Raw genomic sequence first — 17,297 nt, 5'->3', positions numbered from 1 at the left:
TGCGCCGAACGGGCCCCCGGCCGGTCACCGGGCGCGCATACTCGGAGCATGGCCGACACCACCACCGTCGAGGTCGACACCGATGTGCACGACCGCCTCGCCGTGCTCGCCGCCAACCGCGGACTGAGCCTGCGCGCGTACCTCGCCGAACTCGCCACCGCCCAGGAGAACGAGGCCGCGCTCGCCCGGGCCGCGCGCGCGTTCGAGAGGGCACTGGAGCGGCCCGGCTTCCGCGAGGGCTTCGCCCGCGATTTCGGCCGCCTGGCGTCCCGCGACTGATCCGGCGCGTGCCCGTGGGGCCGCCGACGGGCCGGGTCCGTGAAACGTACCTATGCTCGGAGAAGGGGCTGCCCCGAGCGCTGGAGGACGGCTGTCATGACCGAGGCGAGCGACGCGGCCCAGGTGGACCGCACCCTGAAGGCCCGGCACCGCGCGATGTGGGCGCTGGGCGACTACCAGTCGGTGGCCTCCCACGTCATTCCGCAGCTGGGGGCCGTGCTCGTGAAGGAGTGCGGCGTCCAGCGCGGCGACCGGGTGCTCGACATCGCCGCGGGCTCGGGCAACGCGGCCATTCCGGCCGCCCTGGCCGGGGCCGACGTGGTGGCGTCCGACCTCACTCCCGAGCTGTTGGAGATCGGCCGACACCTGGCCACCGTACGCGGGGCCGCGTTGGACTGGCGGGAGGCGGACGCCGAGCACCTGCCCTTCGCCGACGGCGAGTTCGATGTCGTGATGTCCTGCGTGGGCATCATGTTCGCCCCGCACCACCGGCCCGCCGCCGAGGAGATGCTGCGCGTCTGCCGCGCCGGCGGCACGGTCGGGCTGATCAACTGGACCCCGCAGGGCTTCGTGGGCCGGATGTTCGCCACGATGAAGCCGTACGCGCCCCCGCCGCCGCCCGGGGCCCAGCCGCCCCCTCTGTGGGGGGACGAGGAGCACGTGCACGAGCTGCTCGGCGACGCGGTCACCGATGTGGACTCGAGCCGCCGGACGGTCCGCGTGGACCGCTTCACGGGGCCCACGGACTTCCGGGAGTTCTTCAAGGCCTGCTACGGGCCCACCGTCGCCGTCTACCGCGCCGTCGCCGACGATCCGGACCGGGTCGCCGAGCTGGACGCGGCGCTCGACGCCCTCGCCGCCGAGCACACGGAGGACGGGGTCATGGAGTGGGAGTACCTGCTGCTGACGGCCCACCGCCGGAGCTGACCGCCCCCGAGCGGTACCCCGCACAAGCGGAACCCCGCCCCACAAGCGGAACCCCACCACGCCCCACCCCACCACACCCCACCACGCCACACCGGTCAGTCGAGGACCGGGTGCACCTCCGGGTGCGCGTCCCACCACTGCTTGTGGAAGGGGTTGTTGTCCACATTGGCCAGGTAGGCGCGGGCCGCGGCCCGGTAGAGCAGTTCCGCCTGCCCGGCCGAGAGCGCGGCGCGGCTCCAGGCGAGGCGGATGCGGCCGATGATGGGGTTGCCGACGAGCGGGCGCATGGCCGTGCCCTCCCCCGACGGGGCCGTCGGCTGGCTGAGCGCCACCGCGCGCCCGGCGGCGATCAGGTCGTGCTGCATCTTGCGGTCGGTGATGCGGTAGCGCAGTGAGGGGCTGAATCCGGCCTTCTCGCAGGCGGTGACGAGGGCCTCGGGGCCACCGTCGTCGTCCTCCACCAATGTCATCCACGACTCCCCGGCCAGGTCGGCCAGTTCGATGCGGTCCTGGCCCGCGAGCGGGTGCCGCGCGGACAGCCGGATGCAGAACGGTTCCTTGGGGATCAGTGTCCTGGCCAGGGTTCCTTCGGGCAGCGGCACCTCGTGGCCGTTGACCTCCCCGTACACGATGGCGTCGTAGCGTCCGGCGCCGAGCATCCGCGCCAGCACGGTGACCGAATCCTCCAGGTCCACGGCTATCTCCCGGCCTGACATGGACAGGTCGGTCTGGGCGAGGAGGCCGTCGAGCAGGACGAGCATGATGCAACCCAGCCGTAGCGGACTGCCGGTCGACATGGCGCGTGCCTGCGCTCCCAGCGCGTCCATCTCGCTGAGTACGCGACGCGCCTTGGCCAGCACGAATTGGCCCAGTGCGGTGGGTTCCACCCCGCTGCGGCCCCGTACGAAGAGCTCGCCCCCGGTGACCCGTTCGATGCGGCGCAGCTGGGCGGAGAGTGCGGGTTGGGACACTCCGAGCCGCCGTGCCGCGCCCCCCAGGCTGCCCGCCTCCGCGATCCGGCAGACGGCTTGCAGATGCCTCAACTCCAGCTGCATCCGGGCAGCGTACGAGTCGGGCCGCCGCGGCACCATAACGCGGACCTTATGCCTCACGAGATGTCCCAATCTCGTCATGTTCACGCTCATACTCGGCCGCGAACGACACTCATCCCCGACCCCCCACGATCGGAGTGGACGTTGCATCCCAGCAGATGGACGGCGGCCGTGGCAGCGATGGCGCTGACCGCGAGCCTCGCCGGCGCTCTGGCCGGGACGGCATCGGCGGCGCAGCAGGCGCAGCCCTCCCCGTCCCAGAAGGACACACCGGCCGCGCGTGCGGTCGCGGCCGCCGACCAGGCCGTCGACAGCGGCCTGGACTCCCTGGTCAACTCCTCCCAGGAACAGTACGAACGACGGCTCGTCACCCCTTGGGTGAAGGACCTGTACTCCGTCTCGTACGAGCGCAGCTACCGCGGCCTGCCGGTCGTCGGCGGCGACGCGGTCGTGCTCGCGGACGGCACCGGCAAGGTGCGCGCCCTCCAGTCCGCCTCCTCCGTGCGCATCGACGTCTCCACCCAAGCGTCGGTCTCCGCGAAGGACGCCGAGTCCACCTCGCGGGCGAAGCTGGTCTCGGTCGACAAGGTCGAGAGCAGCCGGCTCGTGGTCCGCCTCAAGGACGACAAGCCGGTGCTGGCGTGGGAGACCGTACTGAGCGGCCGGACCAGGACCGCGCCCAGCAAGCTGCACGTCTTCGTGGACGCGCGGACCGGCGCCTTCGTCGACAGCTACGACGAGGTGGTCGCGGGCACCGGTAACAGCAAGTGGAACGGGCCGGGCCCGGTCACCATCGACACCACCAACTCGGGTTCCACGTACACGCTGCGCGATCCGGTCCGGACCGGCCTGAGCTGTGCGGACTACAGCACCGGCACGGTCTTCTCGAAGTCCTCCGACTCCTGGGGCACCGGCAACCCCACGAGCAAGGAGACCGGCTGCGTCGACCTGATGTTCGCGGCGCAGAAGCAGTGGGACATGCTCTCGCAGTGGCTGGGCCGCAACGGCGTCAGCGGCAACGGCCGCAGCTTCCCCGCCAAGGTGGGCCTGAGCGACCTCAACGCCTACTGGGACGGCAGCTCGGTCACCATCGGGCGCAACAGCGCCAACGAGTGGATCGCCGGGATCGATGTGGTGGCCCACGAGTACGGGCACGCCATCGACTCCAACACCCCGGGCGGCACCAGCGGCCAGGAGTCCGGGCTCGGTGAGGCCACCGGCGACATCTTCGGCGCGCTGACCGAGGCCTTCGCCAACGAGCCGGCCCCGTACGACACCCCGGACTACACGGTCGGCGAGGTCATCAACCTCCAGGGCCGGGGCCCGATCCGGAACATGTACAACCCGCCGGCGGTCAACAACGACCCGGCCTGCTACAGCTCCGCGATACCCGGCACCGAGGTGCACGCGGCGGCCGGTCCTCTGAACCACTGGTTCTACCTGCTGGCCGAGGGCACCAGCCCGGGCGGCGGCAAGCCGAACAGCAGCACCTGCAACGGCACCTCGCTCACCGGTGTGGGCGTACAGAACGCCGGCAAGATCTTCTACGGCGGCATGCTGCTCAAGACGAGCAGCATGTCCTACAAGAAGTACCGGACGGCGACGCTGAGTTCGGCCAAGTCGCTGGACGCCACCTGTGACCTCTTCAACAAGACCAAGGCCGCCTGGGACGGCATCAGCGTGCCCGCCCAGACCGCCGATCCGACCTGCACCCCGAGCGGTCAGAACAACGACTTCTCGATGTCGCTGAGCCCGTCCTCGGGCACCGTCCAGCAGGGTGCTTCCGCCACCACGACGGTCGGCACCACGGTCACCACGGGCAACGCCCAGTCGGTGACGCTGACCGCCTCCGGCCTGCCGGCCGGCGTGAGCGCCTCCTTCAACCCGGCCACCGTGCAGTCCGGCCAGTCCTCGGTGCTGACCCTGACCGCCACGGCCAACGCGGCCCCCGGCGCGTCCACGGTCGTCGTCAAGGGCCAGGGCGCGAGCCTTTCCCACACGGTCGACTACGCGCTCAACGTGGGCGGGACCCAGCCCGGCAACGACCCGCCGGACATCAACGTCGCCGACGTGCAGGCGCACCTGACCCAGTTCAACACCATCGCGAGCCAGAACGGCGGCCACCGCCGGGCCGGCAGCGCCGGCTACACCCAGTCGCTGGCGTACGTGAAGGGCAAGCTGCAGGCGGCCGGTTACACCGTCACCGAGCAGAACTGCTCCTCCTGCACCTACCCGTCGAACAACCTGATCGCCGACTGGCCCGGCGGGCCCGCCGACCAGACGGTCATGTTCGGCGCCCACCTCGACAGCGTCTCGGCCGGCCCGGGCATCAACGACAACGGTTCGGGCTCCGCGACCCTGCTGGAGAACGCCCTGGTCCTCGCCCAGAAGAACCCGACGATGACCAAGCACGTGCGCTTCGCCTGGTGGACCGACGAGGAGCAGGGCCTCAACGGCTCCGAGTTCTACGTCAACCAGCTGAGCAGCGCCCAGCGCAGCGCCATCAAGGGCTACTACAACTTCGACATGGTCGGCTCCACCAACGGCGGCTACTTCATCAACAACGTCAACTCCACCACCGCCGCCCCGCTGAAGGCGTACTGGACCTCGCTGAACCTGGCACCCGAGGAGAACACCGAGGGACAGGGCCGCAGCGACGACTACTCCTTCCAGCAGGCCGGTATCCCCACCTCCGGCTACGCGGCCGGCGCCAGTGCCCGCAAGACCTCGGCGCAGGCCACGAAGTGGGGCGGCACGGCCAACGCCGCCTACGACTCCTGCTACCACAGCTCCTGCGACACCACGAACAACATCAACGCCACGGTGCTGAACCGCAGTGCCGACGGTGTCGCCTACGCCGTCTGGAAGCAGGCGGTCGGCGGTGAGACCCCCGCGCAGGACTTCTCCGTCGCCGTCAGCCCGTCCGCGGGCAGCGCGGCCCCCGGCGGTTCCACCTCCGCCACGGTCAACACCGCCACCGTGAGCGGCGCCGCCCAGACCGTCGCGCTCTCCGTCTCCGGCGCGCCGGCCGGTGTCACCGCGACGCTCAGCCCGACGTCCGTCCAGTCCGGCAGCTCCTCGGCGCTGTCCGTCCAGGTCGGCGCGAGCACCGCGCCCGGCACCTACACCCTGACGGTCACCGGCTCGGGCACCGTCAGCCACACCAGCACCTACTCGCTCACCGTCACGGGTGGCGGCAGCTGCACACCGCGCCAGCTCGTGACCAACGGCGGCTTCGAGAGCGGCTCCAGCCCGTGGAGCGCGACCGCCGGCGTCATCACCAACCAGTCGGGGCAGGCCCCGCACGGCGGCAGCTACAAGGCGTGGCTGGCCGGGTACGGGTCCACGCACACGGACAGCGCCGCCCAGACGCTGACCATCCCGTCGGGCTGCTCCACGTACCGGCTCGGCTTCTTCCTCCACATCGACACGGACGAGGACGAGAACGTCGTCTACGACCGGTTCACCGTCTCGGTGGCCGGCCAGACCCTGGAGACCCTCTCCAACCTGAACGCGAACTCCGGCTACGCGGAGAAGTCCTACGACCTCTCGCAGTTCGCCGGCCAGACCGTCACCCTGAAGTTCAACGGCACGGAGGACCAGTCCCTCCAGACCTCCTTCGTCGTGGACGACGTCACCCTCCAGGTGAGCTGACGCCCACCTGAGCCACCGACCGGAACCGGCCCGGCCCGGCCCCCGCACCCCGGGGACCGGCCCGCCGCACTTCCACGCGGCGCCGACCACCGGTCCAGCCGCAGCTCCGCCTGGGGGTTGACCGCCTTGATCCGGTGGTCGGAACCAACGGTGATCACCTTCGGATCGGTTCCCGTCAATGCTTGCCGTGGCCCCGCTCGGGAGCGATCATCGCGACCAGCCCGTAGTCCAGCTCCGCGCCGTCGACGAGCAGGGCCTCGACCGTGCGCGTGCTCGGGTCGATGTCGGCCTCCACGCCCTGGCCGCGGTAGCGGGGGTAGCCGGAGGCGCCGGTCTCGCCGGTCGCCTCGACCGTGGCCACCCGCAAGGCCCGGTCGGCCGCGGACTCGCCGCGCAGGTTCTCGATGTGCTCGGGCACCAGCAGGATCTCAAAGCTCTGCGGCTCTGTGCTCATGGATCGAAGCTACCGGATGAGGTGCCCCGGAGCGGGCGTGCACACGCCCCACCTCGTAGGCTCTGCGGGACCCCCACCCGGATGAAGAGGAACGACATGAGCGGCGACACCCCGAGCAGGATTCTCCTCGTGGCGAAGGAGACCACGCTCAAGGGCCTGCTGGAGCGCCTCCTCGTGGCCCGGGGGTTCTCCGTCGTCGACGGCGGGACCGGGGTGGACACCGTCTCGCTGCTGGGCGGCGCCGGCCCGATCGATCTGGTGATCTGCGAGCGCACCGGGCCGGGTCTGGACGAGGTGGCGCTGTTCGAGGAGATTCGCCGGCACCCCGATCACGGGCGGGTGCCGATCCTCGCGCTGCCGCCCGCGGATCCGGAGTGCACGGTGCGCGCGCTGGAGGCCGGCGTGAGCGACTGTCTCGCGAAGCCGTTCCATCCCGCGGAGTTCGTGGCCCGCGTCGAGCGGCTGGCCCGGCCGACCGCGGCCTGATTCCGCTCTTCGGGCTCCGGCCGGTCGTCCGGATCCGGCCGGTCCGAGCCGGGGGACGCGATTGGCCGGAGATCGCCCTGGTCCGGCCCGCTCAGGGTTCCTACGATGCGGTCACCCGGTCTTCACCGATCGGGATTTGTCAGGGACATGCCCAGATTCCCCTTCCTGGGTCTGCCCCGTTCCACCCTGCACACCGGTCTGTGACGACCCGGCCCCGCTCTGGCCGGCCGCACCCCCCACCCCTCCGGCACACAGGCATGCCCGCCTGCGCGCCGCCCGGTACCGAAGCAGTGGATCGGAGAAACATGTCCGGTGGATTCCTCGTGAGCGGCGCGATCGGCGCCCTGCTCACCGCCACCCTGCCCACGCACGCCACCCCCTCCACGATCGTGGACCCGCCGCCCGACCGCATCGTGATCGAAGTCGCCACGGTCAACGGATCCGGGTGTCCCAAGGACACCGCGGAGGTCGCCGTGTCCCAGGACAACACCGCCTTCACCGTGACCTACAGCCAGTACCTCGCCCAGGTCGGCGGCGGCGCCCCGCCCACCGCGGCGCGCAAGAACTGCCAGCTCAGCCTGATCGTGCACGTGCCCAGCGGCTTCACCTACGCGATCGCCAGCGCCGACTACCGCGGCTACGCCTCGCTGGCACCCGGCGCGAAGGCCACCGAGAAGGCCTCGTACTACTTCCAGGGCTCACCGGACACCGCCGCGCGCACCCACAACTTCAGCGGCCCGCAGGAGGACAACTGGCAGGCCACGGACGTGACCGACTGGGCTCAACTGGTCTGGGCGCCGTGCGGGGTGCAGCGGAACTTCAACATCAACACCGAGCTGCGCGTGACCAGAGGCACCTCGTCCCCCTCGTCGACCAGCTACATGACGATGGACTCCACCGACGGCAGCATCAACACCATCTATCACCTGGCCTGGAAGGAGTGCCCCGGCAAGTGATCGACCCCGCTCCCGGCCGCCTCCCCCTGCGCGTCCGCGCGCAGCGGGGGGCGGTAGCCGCGATCGCGGACCAGGCGGGCGGTGAGTTCGCCGAAGGCCCGGGCCGCGGCGCTCTCGTACGCGCTCTCCCGGCGCAGCAGGGTCACCGTCCGGGACGGGAGGGCGGGGTCGAGCGGTACGGGGCGCAGGTACGGGTGGTCGTCGGTGACGGCGTCGGGCAGGACGGTGGCCAGCGTGGTGCGCCGGACGATCTCGGTGAGGGCCTGGACGGAGTTCGCCTCGACCGCGATGTGCGGCCGGACCCCGTGGGCGGCGAGATAGGCGTCGACGTGCTCGCGGGTGGCGAAGTCCCCGCTGAGCAGCGCCAGTCGGCGCGTCGCGAGGTCCCGTACGGGCAGCGGGCCGGGATCCGCGTCGACGGCGGTGACCAGCCCCAGGGTCTCCGTGAACAGCGCGGTCGCCGCGATCCCGGGCAGGTGCGGCCCCTCGAAGGCGAGACCGAGGTCGTGCTCGTCGCCGAGCAGGCCGGCCTCGATCCGGTCCTGGGGCATCTCCCGGATCTCCAGGGTGATGCCCGGGTGGGCGCTGTGGAGCTCGGCGACGAGCGGGCCGACGAGGTAGGCGGTGAAGGTCGGGGTGAGCGCGAGGCGCAGGTGGCCGCGGGAGAGGTCGGCCAGGTCCAGGACGGCGCGCTCGGCCGCGGCCAGGTCCCGTAGGGCGCCGCGCGCGTAGTGGACGTACGTCGCACCGGCGTCGGTGAGCCGCACGGCGCGCCCGGTCCGGTCCAACAGCTGGACGCCGACGGTGCGTTCGAGCTGCTTCACCTGCTGGGACAGGGTGGGCTGGGAGATCCGCAGCTCTTCGGCGGCGCGGGTGAAGCTGCCGTGTTCGGCCACGGCGATGAGGTAGCGCAGGTGACGTAGTTCCAGAGCCATGGGCACGACTATAGATGGCATCGATGGCAGACATGGATATTGCGTCTTGGACACAATAGACGCAGGTCATGCATGGTGGAACACGTCAAGCCCCGCAAGGGGCGCATCCCACCGCAGGGAGTGACCATGCAGACCAGGCGCACCACGCACGCCTTCCCGGCCTCGCGCGATCTCGCGGACGGCGTCGCGCGTTTCCAACGCGAGGTGTTTCCGGCCAAGGCGGACCTCTTCGCCCACCTGGCCGGGGTACACCGGCCGACGACCCTGTTCATCGGCTGTTCGGACGCCCGCGTGGTGCCGGAGCTGATCACCCAGAGCGAGCCGGGCGAGCTGTTCGTCGTCCGCACCGCCGGAAATCTCGTCCCCGCCCACGCACCGGGCACGGACGGGGTGGCGGCGAGTATCGAGTACGCCGTCGCGGTCCTGGGTGTCACCGGCATCGTCGTGTGCGGGCACTCCGCCTGCGGGGCGATGACCGCCCTGGCCGAGGGCGCCGACCTGAGCGCCGCCGCCTCCGTCGCGGGCTGGCTGCGCCACGCGGACGCCTCGGTGGCCCGCACGGCGCAGCTGACCGGCCCCGACCGACTGTCCGTCCTGATCCGCGAGAACGTACGCGCCCAGCTCGCCAACCTGGCCACCCACCCCTCGGTGGCCCGCGCGCTGACGGCGGGGACGCTCACGCTGCACGGCTGGGTCTACGACATCCGCTCCGGCGGTGTCACGGACGTCGGTCCCGCCGCAGCCGGCTGACCCGCCTCCACTGTTGCCCCTCACCCCCCTCATCCCCCTCATCCCCCTCATCCCTCCTCCGAAGGACACCTTGATGCCGCACGCCCAGTTCGACCCCACCGCCCGCCAGACCCTGGCCGTCACGGCCGTCGACGCCAAGACCCGCAAGGACCTGTCCTGGCAGCAGCTCGCCGACGCGGCCGGCCTGTCGGTCGCCTTCGTCACCGCCGCCCTGCTGGGCCAGCACGCCCTGCCCGAGGCCGCCGCCAAGGCGGTCGCCGACCTGCTGGACCTGGACGACGACGCGGTACGGCTCCTGCAGACCATCCCCACCCGCGGATCGATCCCCGGCGGCATCCCGACCGATCCGACGATCTACCGCTTCCACGAGATGCTGCAGGTCTACGGAACCACGTTGAAGGCCCTGGTCCACGAGCAGTTCGGGGACGGCATCATCAGCGCGATCAACTTCAAGCTGGACGTCAGGAAGGTCGCGGACCCCGAGGGCGGTGAGCGCGCTGTCATCACCCTGGACGGCAAGTACCTTCCGACGCGCCCTTTCTGACGCTTCCTCAGGCAGGCTCGTCCGCGCGGGTCCGCTCGCCGAGCTGCCAGAAGAGCCGGTTGTCCAGGCACTCGGCCAGGTAGGGGACGCCCGCGGTGCCACCCGATCCGTGCTCCCCGCCGAGCATGCGCGCGGCGAGGCTCCGGTGGGTGGACTTCCAGCGCTGGTGCCGCTCCTCCAGCCCGCCGAGCGCGCTGCGGAAGCGGTTCCACTCGGCCTCGTCGAAACGGGCCGAGCGGCGCAGGTCGAGATAGGCCCGGACCACCGTGTCGTGTCCCTCGTCCGCCGCCTCGGCCCGTACGGCGGGGACTTGGGTGAAGGCTTCCGACCCCAGCCGCCGGCCGGTCGGAAGGCCGCACAGGATCTCGAAGCGCTTGTACTGTTCGGACTGGATGGCGCTGGCACCCTGGGTGAACTGCCGGAAGGCGGAGAAGTGTCCGGGCCGCATGGTGGCCACCATCCGGAAGAGTGCCGAGGCCCGGTCGAGGAGACCTGCGGCACGGTCCACATGGTCGGCCGCCGCGGCCAACCGGCCGGCGCGCAGCGCCCCGATCGCCTCCTGTACGTCCGCCGCGATCGCAGTGAAGACCATTTCGTGGGCCTGGAGGGCCCTGATGAAGAAGTACTCGTCGTGCAGTACGTACACGGGCTGGACCGTCACGTCGAACCAGTGGCCGGCCTCGGTGGCCGTGGGCCGGGGAAGGAGTTCGGCGACGTCCGCCCAGCGGGACCCCGGCACGTGGACGGCCCGGGACATCAGGTCGTCGGCCTCCGGTCCGCCGGGGTCGTGCCCCACGAATCGCAAGGCGTGGCGCAGCCGCTTGCGCAGGGTCACCGGGTCCGGCGGATCCCGGTCCACGGATTCCCGCGATGCGTGCGGCTCCCGCGGCTCCCCCACCGGGGCCTGCGCCTGGAGCTCGAAGCGTATGACGTCGGCTATGAGCAGCGTGGCCATGCGGTTCGGGTCCGGGACGTCATCGGTTCCGCCCACGAGGAGCTCCAGCAGCGGCAGGGAGAGGTAGGTCCGGTTCCAGTAGCGCCCCTCGTGCTTGTCGAGCACGCAGTCGAGGAACGCCCGAAGGTGGGGCCGGCGGTCCAGGGCGTGGCCGCTGCGGATCTCGGCGAGCCGAAGCAGGAGTGTCTGCGGCAGGAAGTGCTTCCCGCCCCTTCGTACCTCTCGTGTGACGGTACGAGCCAGGTGCATCCCGTCCGGGTCGCCGTCACCTCCGCCGGCGTGCCCGATGGCCGCCCAGCGGTCCGTCCCCGCGGATTCCGGATTCATCGCCACTCGCCTCCTGGACCTGGTGGGCCTCACGCCGTCCGGGTGAGGCAGGAGATTCCAGTGGGCATGATCGGAGCACCGCCCGTCATGACTCGAACATTCGTGTCTTGACAAGGGCGGAAGGACACGCACAGAGCCTCCGGCCCGGTCGGGCAGGAGGCTCTGTGGCGTACGGTTCGGTGCCCACGGCGGCGGCCGGACGGCCGCCGCGCGCCGGTGGAGGAGGGGGGTCCGTGGATCCGGGTGGAACAAGCCGGGGCCCCGTGGGCACTCGCGCGGGCGTCGGAGGCCCCGGCTCGCACAAGGGGAGTGCGTCAGCTGCCGGCGGAGACGTTGCCCGACAGGACCGGGATGTTGTCCAGGATGTGGGAGAGCGGCTCGTCGCCCTTGGCCTGGGTGGAGTTCTCGGTGCACTGCTGGTTCTGCGGGTTCGACAGGACGTTGATGTCCTGGACGCCGATGTTGGCGAGGACCGCGAGCAGGGACTGGGCGTTGACCTTGACGGGCAGACCGATGCAGGGCTTGTTCAGGCTTCCCTGGACGACGCCGAGCTGCGGGCTCAGGTCACCGTGCGTCTTCTGGTTGCCGTAGATCTGCTGCGCGCCGTTGCCCTGGACGGTGTTGATCCCGTTGTCGTTGCCGATGGCCATGGCCGGGGCGGCGAGGGCCGCGCCCGCGCCGACGATCGACGCGGTGGCGGCGGCGGTGGCCATGAACTTCTTGATCATCAGTGGTCCTTCTGTCGCACGAGTGCACGGTGATAAGCACCTTGATCAACGGCCGAACGGACCGCAGGTTGCGGCGCTTCACCCGAACAGCCCCTACCGGGTCTCGCGCCCCCGAACCGCCACGCTGAGCTCGGCGACGTAGTGCTCCTCCACCCATCCGTCCGGGAACCGGTCCACGAGGAGGGCGCGCTCCTCCTCCAGGAAGGCGTCCGTGCCGGGCTCGCCGATGAGGAACAGGGAGTGGGTGGACAGCTTGGCCAGATGCGTGTCGACCGGGACGCGACGCGACCACGCCAGCCGACGGTCGGTGAAGCGCAGCCCCTCCTGGGAGAGGGCGCGCTCGTTGATGTACCAGCCCGGTCCGAACCGCTCCTCGATCCGGTTCTGCTGATCGGCGATCCAGCCGACCTCGGTGTCCGGATCGTTCTGCCACACCGCCAGGGCCCCGCCGGGGCGCAGCACGCGCAGGGCCTCGGGGACGGCGTGCGCCGGGTCCGTCCAGTGCCAGGACTGCGCGTACGTCAACAGGTCCAGGCAGCCGGAGGCCAGCGGCAGCCGGTTGCCGTCCGCGCGGATCAGTGGCGTGCCGGGGTTGCGGCGCCGGAACTCCTGAGCCATGCCCTCGCCCGGCTCCACCCCGACCACCAGGGCCCCGCGGGCCTCCAGCAGGGCGGTGGCGATCCCCGTTCCCGCCCCGACATCGGCGACCCGTGCACCCGCCAGCGGAAAGCCGGCCATCTCCGCCAGCGTGTCGAAGAGCGCGGGCGGGTACGCGGGGCGATGGGCCGCGTAGCGTGCGGCCGCGGAGCTGAAGGAACGAGCACGGGATTCGTTCGTCATGGCGTCCATGATGCCGGTGTCCCGAAGCGGCGCGGAGAGGCAGTCCCCCATGGTGGCCGCGCGGTATGTCACGTCGCTGGTAGGGGCGTTGGAGCGGTACGCCGGGCAGCCCGCGCTCGGCGTCGGCCCGGTTGTCCTCGGGTTCCAGGACGTGCTCGACGGGGCCCACCGACTGGCCGGGGTGCTCTCCGGGGCGGGCATCGGGCGCGGCTCGGGACTGGCCTGCGTCACGGGCACGAACCGGCCGGAGGTGTTGCTGGTACGGATCGCCGCGCACCTGCTGGGCGCCCGGCTGACCCAGGTGCTCGCCGGACCCGCCCTGTACGGGCTGGACTTCGTCCTGCGGGACTGCCGGCCGGACCTGGTTGTGCACGATGTACCGGTGCCCCCGACCGGGGCGCCCCGGCTCCCGCTGGCCGAACTGCTCCGCCGGGCCGCCGAGCGCGAGCCGGGCGCGGTACCGGTGCGGGCGCGGGAGGACGACGTGGCGCGGGTCACCTACACGGGCGGGACCACGGGGCGGCCCAAGGGGGTGGCCTCCACCTTCGGGGCGATGGCGGCGCGGAACGCCGGACGGCCGGCGGCCTGGGCGGGGTCGGTGTACCTGTCGGTGACCTCGCTGGCGCAGCGGTCCGGGGGGCGGTGCCTGGAGCAGTGGCGGGCCGGGGGCCGGGTGGAGATCCTCGAACCGTTCGCGCCCGGTGGGTTCGCGGCGGCCTGTCGGCGTCTGGGGCCGGTGGCCACGTACCTGACGACCTCGATGGTGTACCGGCTGCTGGACGACCCGGCGACCGCCCACGGTGTGCCCGGGCTGGAGGCGGTGTCCTACGGTGATTCGCCCGTCCACCCCGAGCGGCTGCGCGAGGCGGTCACTCGCTGGGGCGGCCGGTGGCGGCAGGGCTACGGCACGAACGAGGCGGCGGTGATCTGCCGGCTCTCCCCCGCCGACCATGATGCGGCGGTGGCCGGGCGGCCGGAGCTGCTGGCGTCGGTGGGGCGGCCCGTGGCGGGGGTGGAGGTGGAGGTGCGCGAGGCACGGGGCGCGACGGTGGCGGCCGGCCGCACGGGCGAGGTGTGGATGCGGTCGGCGGCGATGATGACCGGGTATTGGGGCCGGCCCGAACCGACGGCGGAGGTGCTGCGGGACGGCTGGCTCCGGACGGGGGACCTCGGGCACTTCGGGGCCGACGGTTACCTGTACCTGGACGACCGGCTCCACGACGTGGTGATGGTCCACGGGGACAACGTGTACTGCGTGCCCGTCGAGGCCGCGCTCGCCCGGCATCCCGCGGTCGCCCAGGCCGTGGTGGTGGGGCGGCACAGCGACCTCACCGGCGAGGAGGTGTGCGCTTTCCTGGTGCCGGCGGCGGGGTACGAGCCCGGCGCCGGGCTCGCCGCCGAGGCCTGCGACCTGGTGGAGAAGGACCTGGCACCGGCACACCGGCCGACCGCCGTGTTCTGGGAACGGGCGATCCCGCTGACCGCGCGCGGCAAGCCGGACAAGCGCCGGCTGCGCGAACGGGCGGCGGGTCGGCGGGCGTAGACCGACCGGTTCGGGCGTAGACCGACCGGTTCGGGCGTCGCTTGCGGCCCGGCGGGCGCGTCCCGGCCGGCGCCCGGCTGCCTCACACGCGCCCACCACCGGATTCGGTCCGAACCCGGTCCTGGTGGGTCAGCGGGCGAGGGATACGGCGAAGGGCTTGAAACCCTGTCGGCGCAGGATGTGGGGCACGACCAGGATCATGGCCTCGGTGGCGCGGGCTGTGGTGATGTCGCCGAGGTCCTCGATCCGTTCGGGCCTCCAGCCCAGGTCGCCGAGCAGGCCGGTGACGGCCTTCTTCGCGCCCTCGTCGTTGCCCGAGAGATAGGCGGTCGGTGGGGTGGCCAGGGTCTCGGGAGCGGTCATGACCATGAACAGCATGGTGTTGAGGGTCTTGACCACATGGGTGTCGGGGAGCGCGGCCTGGAGCTTCTCGGCGAGGCTGCTGCCGGGATAGCACAGGTCTCCGGGCAGGCCGTCAGCGGCGTCGCGGGTTGCGTTGGAGACGTCTATGAGGATCTTGCCGGCGAGTTCGGTGCGCAGGTCGGTGAGGCGGTCCAGGGAGCTGTCGCCGGGCGTCGCGTTGATGACGATGTCCGTGGTGCGGGCGGTGGTGCGCTGGTCGGCGAAGGCGATCCGTGGGGGGAGCCCGGTGGTGGGGGCGGTGGTGTCCTCGGGGTTCCGGCTGCCGAGGGTGACGTGGTGTCCGGCTGTGGAGAGTGCGCGGGCGAGGTCGGTGCCGACGCGGCCGGCGCCCAGGATGCCGATGTTGGTCATACGGTGCTGCTCCTTGCGGTATCGGGGTGGGGAAGAGCGGAGACGCCCCAGGTCAGGCGATCGTCGAGAGGACCTTGAGGGTGGCGCCATGGATGCCGGGGGCGGCGGCCAGGAAGTCTCGGCTGCCGGTGTTCCAGGGTTCGCCCGCCAGGTCGGTGACGGTGCCGCCGGCCTCGGAGACCAGTAGGGCGCCGGCGACCAGGCCGGAGCGAACGTCGGAGAACTGCCAGAACGCGTCCATGCGTCCGGCCGCGACGTGGATGAGCTGCATCGTGGCGGGCACGGACACGCGCACGACGAGTCCGTTGATGAGCATGGCGGTGACGGAGTCACCGATCCGCCGGAAGGTGCGCTCGTCCTCGCCGGGCTTGGCCTGGCCGGTGCCGATGAGCGCCGCGCCCAGGTCGGTCTTGGCGGACACCTTCAGGGGCCGGTCGTCGAGGCGGGCCCCACCGCCGGCGACCGCGGTGTAGGTGTCGCCGGTCAGCGGCAGGTGGACGACGGTGAGTACCGGCTGGTTGTCGCGGACCAGGGTGGCGGTGACGGCCCAGTCCTCCATGCCGTGGACGTGGTTGATGTTGCCCTCGGCGGGGTCGACGACCCACCACTCGCCGGGCGGGAGCGCGCCGCCGGCCAGTTCGTCCTCGGCCCACTGCGATCCCGGCCGGGCCCGCAGCAGCGGTTCGCGCAGGACGTCCAGCACCGCGTCGTCGTTGGCGTGGATCTCGCCGACGACCTCGTCCAGGCTCACGCCCCGGGCGTGCGGGGTGTAGCGGTCGCGCAGGGTGACGCCGGCGGTCTTCACCGCGGCGGTCACGTCAGCCAGGAGGGTCGTGTCGGCGGCGAAAGGCATGGTTGTGCTCATGGTGGGCTCCTTGGGTGATCGGTGGAAGCGGGGCGGTCGTCTCGCCCCCGCACTTCGAAGGTAGGCCGCCCGATCATTAACAACAAGTGCATGCTTGTCACTTGTAGAGTTACCGTCATGCAACTGGATTTGAACCTGCTCACCGCCCTGGACGCCCTGTTGGAAGAGGGCAGTGTCGCCGGCGCGGCAGCCCGCCTCCACGTCACCTCACCGGCGATGAGCCGCTCCCTGGGCCGGATCCGCAAGGCCACCGGTGATCAGATCCTGGTCCGCACGGGCCGCAGCATGGTCCCCACCACCCGCGCGCTGGCCATGCGCAGCGAGGTCCATGCCCTCGTGCAGCAGGCCCACCAACTCCTGTCCGCACAGCAGGAGCTCGATCTGGCGGCTCTGGAGCGGGTGTTCACCGTGCGCTGGCACGACGCCCTGACCGCCGCTTGCGGCACCGCCCTGATCACCGCCGTCCGCCGCCGGGCCCCGGGCGTCCAACTGCGCCTGTCCGCCGAACCCGGGACGGACGACGCCGAGCTGCGCCGGGGGGAGGTCGACCTCGAATCGAGTGCCGGCGCTCCGGCGCTTCCCGACATCCGCCACCGCCTCGTCGGCCGAGACCGGCTGGTGGTCGCCGTCCGACCGGGCCACCCGCTCACCGAAGGCCCGCCGAGCCTCGAGCGTTACGCGGCCGCCGAACACCTCACCGTCTCGCGGCGCGGCAGCCTGCGCGACCCGATCGACGACGCCCTGACCACGCGCGGCCTCGAACGACGCGTCGCCGCCGCCGGACCCACCACCGCCTTCGCACTGCAACTCGCCCTCGACACCGACCTGGTCGTCACCCTCCCCGACGCGGTCACCCGCGCGGCCCGGGACCAACTCGGCCTGGTCACACTCCCGCTCCCCCTCCAGTTGCCCGACGTTCCCCTGTACCTGCTGTGGCACCAGCGCTACGACGACGACCGCGCCCACACCTGGCTGCGCGACCTGGCCACCGAAACCGTCCAGGCCCTGTTCGCACCGCCGGCCGCCGCTCCACAGCTCTGACTCACCGGACCGGGAAGTGACGGGTACGCCCGGGACAGGGCCCGCCGCCATCGCCCCGCCCCGGGCGCACCCGACGACACCATCCTGACGCCGACCTCATCCCCGACCCGGAGAACGTGGCGGCCCCCCTACCGGCACCTGCGTTCAGCGTGCGATCGACGCGCACGCCGAAAGGGTTCGTCACCAG

17 protein-coding genes are annotated in these 17,297 nt (G+C 71.7%); 9 read left to right on the top strand and 8 right to left on the bottom strand.

Annotated elements, in window-relative coordinates:
• The first annotated feature begins 48 nt into the window (after positions 1 to 48).
• Together AB8A24_RS02810 and AB8A24_RS02805 are read left to right on the top strand one after the other, a co-directional pair.
• Positions 49 to 279 (top strand): hypothetical protein, encoded by a 231-nt coding sequence (locus tag AB8A24_RS02810; protein ID WP_030721766.1) that lies wholly within the window; start codon positions 49 to 51, stop codon positions 277 to 279.
• 96 nt (positions 280 to 375) lie between these two features.
• On the top strand, positions 376 to 1,206 hold the full coding sequence (locus AB8A24_RS02805) for a class I SAM-dependent methyltransferase (RefSeq protein ID WP_328959961.1): 831 nt from the start codon (positions 376 to 378) through the stop codon (positions 1,204 to 1,206).
• Positions 1,207 to 1,301: 95 nt separating this feature from the next.
• Here AB8A24_RS02805 and AB8A24_RS02800 read toward each other — a convergent pair whose 3' ends face one another.
• Complete coding sequence (locus AB8A24_RS02800; RefSeq protein WP_328959962.1) at positions 1,302 to 2,261, bottom strand: LysR family transcriptional regulator; 960 nt, start codon at positions 2,259 to 2,261, stop codon at positions 1,302 to 1,304.
• Between the two features lie 177 nt (positions 2,262 to 2,438).
• Between AB8A24_RS02800 and AB8A24_RS02795 the strand changes: the two genes are divergently transcribed.
• A complete protein-coding gene (locus AB8A24_RS02795; protein ID WP_369474616.1) occupies positions 2,439 to 5,912 on the top strand; it encodes a M28 family peptidase in 3,474 nt (1,157 codons plus the stop codon).
• Positions 5,913 to 6,087: 175 nt separating this feature from the next.
• Here AB8A24_RS02795 and AB8A24_RS02790 read toward each other — a convergent pair whose 3' ends face one another.
• Positions 6,088 to 6,366 (bottom strand): hypothetical protein, encoded by a 279-nt coding sequence (locus AB8A24_RS02790; RefSeq protein ID WP_266479768.1) that lies wholly within the window; start codon positions 6,364 to 6,366, stop codon positions 6,088 to 6,090.
• Between the two features lie 96 nt (positions 6,367 to 6,462).
• On the opposite strand from AB8A24_RS02790, the gene AB8A24_RS02785 reads away from it, so the two are divergent.
• The gene (locus AB8A24_RS02785) at positions 6,463 to 6,852 is read left to right on the top strand and encodes a response regulator (RefSeq protein WP_328959963.1); all 390 of its coding nucleotides are present in this window, start codon (positions 6,463 to 6,465) and stop codon (positions 6,850 to 6,852) included.
• 305 nt (positions 6,853 to 7,157) lie between these two features.
• Entirely contained in the window at positions 7,158 to 7,808 is a 651-nt protein-coding gene (locus AB8A24_RS02780) for a DUF4360 domain-containing protein (RefSeq protein ID WP_266479772.1), read from the top strand.
• Here the strand turns inward: AB8A24_RS02780 and cynR are convergent.
• Positions 7,775 to 8,743, bottom strand: coding sequence for a transcriptional regulator CynR (gene cynR / locus AB8A24_RS02775; RefSeq protein ID WP_369474509.1), 969 nt, complete (start codon positions 8,741 to 8,743; stop codon positions 7,775 to 7,777). The two genes, AB8A24_RS02780 and cynR, sit on opposite strands and share 34 nt — an antisense overlap.
• 126 nt (positions 8,744 to 8,869) lie before the next feature.
• Between cynR and AB8A24_RS02770 the strand changes: the two genes are divergently transcribed.
• Together AB8A24_RS02770 and cynS are read left to right on the top strand one after the other, a co-directional pair.
• On the top strand, positions 8,870 to 9,493 hold the full coding sequence (locus AB8A24_RS02770) for a carbonic anhydrase (RefSeq protein WP_328959965.1): 624 nt from the start codon (positions 8,870 to 8,872) through the stop codon (positions 9,491 to 9,493).
• Positions 9,494 to 9,566: 73 nt separating this feature from the next.
• Positions 9,567 to 10,037, top strand: coding sequence for a cyanase (gene cynS, locus AB8A24_RS02765; protein WP_328959966.1), 471 nt, complete (start codon positions 9,567 to 9,569; stop codon positions 10,035 to 10,037).
• Between the two features lie 7 nt (positions 10,038 to 10,044).
• On the opposite strand, the gene AB8A24_RS02760 is transcribed toward cynS, so the two are convergent.
• The 3 genes from AB8A24_RS02760 to AB8A24_RS02750 form a co-directional block, all read right to left on the bottom strand.
• Positions 10,045 to 11,319 carry a tryptophan 2,3-dioxygenase family protein gene (locus AB8A24_RS02760; RefSeq protein ID WP_369474506.1) on the bottom strand — a complete coding sequence of 425 codons (1,275 nt, stop codon included), beginning with the start codon at positions 11,317 to 11,319 and terminating at the stop codon, positions 10,045 to 10,047.
• A gap of 314 nt (positions 11,320 to 11,633) precedes the next feature.
• Positions 11,634 to 12,047: a rodlin gene (locus AB8A24_RS02755; RefSeq protein WP_369474504.1), complete on the bottom strand. Its 414-nt coding sequence runs from the start codon at positions 12,045 to 12,047 to the stop codon at positions 11,634 to 11,636.
• Between the two features lie 93 nt (positions 12,048 to 12,140).
• A complete protein-coding gene (locus AB8A24_RS02750; protein ID WP_328959969.1) occupies positions 12,141 to 12,887 on the bottom strand; it encodes a class I SAM-dependent methyltransferase in 747 nt (248 codons plus the stop codon).
• On the opposite strand from AB8A24_RS02750, the gene AB8A24_RS02745 reads away from it, so the two are divergent.
• Positions 12,886 to 14,430, top strand: a complete 1,545-nt coding sequence (locus tag AB8A24_RS02745) for an AMP-binding protein (protein WP_328959970.1) — start codon at positions 12,886 to 12,888, stop codon at positions 14,428 to 14,430. The two genes, AB8A24_RS02750 and AB8A24_RS02745, sit on opposite strands and share 2 nt — an antisense overlap.
• A gap of 129 nt (positions 14,431 to 14,559) precedes the next feature.
• On the opposite strand, the gene AB8A24_RS02740 is transcribed toward AB8A24_RS02745, so the two are convergent.
• Positions 14,560 to 15,204, bottom strand: coding sequence for an NAD(P)-binding domain-containing protein (locus AB8A24_RS02740; RefSeq protein ID WP_328959971.1), 645 nt, complete (start codon positions 15,202 to 15,204; stop codon positions 14,560 to 14,562).
• Positions 15,205 to 15,256: 52 nt separating this feature from the next.
• Positions 15,257 to 16,069 carry an inositol monophosphatase gene (locus tag AB8A24_RS02735; protein WP_369474502.1) on the bottom strand — a complete coding sequence of 271 codons (813 nt, stop codon included), beginning with the start codon at positions 16,067 to 16,069 and terminating at the stop codon, positions 15,257 to 15,259.
• Positions 16,070 to 16,186: 117 nt separating this feature from the next.
• Between AB8A24_RS02735 and AB8A24_RS02730 the strand changes: the two genes are divergently transcribed.
• Positions 16,187 to 17,110: a LysR family transcriptional regulator gene (locus tag AB8A24_RS02730; protein WP_328959973.1), complete on the top strand. Its 924-nt coding sequence runs from the start codon at positions 16,187 to 16,189 to the stop codon at positions 17,108 to 17,110.
• The last annotated feature ends 187 nt before the right edge of the window (positions 17,111 to 17,297 follow it).

It is taken from the genome of Streptomyces sp. BF23-19 (assembly GCF_041106355.1).
GTDB classification, from domain to species: domain Bacteria; phylum Actinomycetota; class Actinomycetes; order Streptomycetales; family Streptomycetaceae; genus Streptomyces; species Streptomyces virginiae_A.
This window is presented reverse-complemented; position numbering and strand designations above follow the sequence as displayed.

Excerpts from the sequence above, each read along its gene's own strand:
- AB8A24_RS02810 (WP_030721766.1), top strand. The coding sequence starts at position 49 with ATGGCCGACACCACCACCGTCGAGGTCGACACCGATGTGCACGACCGC.
- AB8A24_RS02805 (WP_328959961.1), top strand. The coding sequence starts at position 376 with ATGACCGAGGCGAGCGACGCGGCCCAGGTGGACCGCACCCTGAAGGCC.
- AB8A24_RS02800 (WP_328959962.1), bottom strand. The coding sequence starts at position 2,261 with ATGCAGCTGGAGTTGAGGCATCTGCAAGCCGTCTGCCGGATCGCGGAG.
- AB8A24_RS02795 (WP_369474616.1), top strand. The coding sequence starts at position 2,439 with ATGGCGCTGACCGCGAGCCTCGCCGGCGCTCTGGCCGGGACGGCATCG.
- AB8A24_RS02790 (WP_266479768.1), bottom strand. The coding sequence starts at position 6,366 with ATGAGCACAGAGCCGCAGAGCTTTGAGATCCTGCTGGTGCCCGAGCAC.
- AB8A24_RS02785 (WP_328959963.1), top strand. The coding sequence starts at position 6,463 with ATGAGCGGCGACACCCCGAGCAGGATTCTCCTCGTGGCGAAGGAGACC.
- AB8A24_RS02780 (WP_266479772.1), top strand. The coding sequence starts at position 7,158 with ATGTCCGGTGGATTCCTCGTGAGCGGCGCGATCGGCGCCCTGCTCACC.
- cynR (WP_369474509.1), bottom strand. The coding sequence starts at position 8,743 with ATGGCTCTGGAACTACGTCACCTGCGCTACCTCATCGCCGTGGCCGAA.
- AB8A24_RS02770 (WP_328959965.1), top strand. The coding sequence starts at position 8,870 with ATGCAGACCAGGCGCACCACGCACGCCTTCCCGGCCTCGCGCGATCTC.
- cynS (WP_328959966.1), top strand. The coding sequence starts at position 9,567 with ATGCCGCACGCCCAGTTCGACCCCACCGCCCGCCAGACCCTGGCCGTC.
- AB8A24_RS02760 (WP_369474506.1), bottom strand. The coding sequence starts at position 11,319 with ATGAATCCGGAATCCGCGGGGACGGACCGCTGGGCGGCCATCGGGCAC.
- AB8A24_RS02755 (WP_369474504.1), bottom strand. The coding sequence starts at position 12,047 with ATGATCAAGAAGTTCATGGCCACCGCCGCCGCCACCGCGTCGATCGTC.
- AB8A24_RS02745 (WP_328959970.1), top strand. The coding sequence starts at position 12,886 with ATGGCGTCCATGATGCCGGTGTCCCGAAGCGGCGCGGAGAGGCAGTCC.
- AB8A24_RS02750 (WP_328959969.1), bottom strand. The coding sequence starts at position 12,887 with ATGACGAACGAATCCCGTGCTCGTTCCTTCAGCTCCGCGGCCGCACGC.
- AB8A24_RS02740 (WP_328959971.1), bottom strand. The coding sequence starts at position 15,204 with ATGACCAACATCGGCATCCTGGGCGCCGGCCGCGTCGGCACCGACCTC.
- AB8A24_RS02735 (WP_369474502.1), bottom strand. The coding sequence starts at position 16,069 with ATGAGCACAACCATGCCTTTCGCCGCCGACACGACCCTCCTGGCTGAC.
- AB8A24_RS02730 (WP_328959973.1), top strand. The coding sequence starts at position 16,187 with ATGCAACTGGATTTGAACCTGCTCACCGCCCTGGACGCCCTGTTGGAA.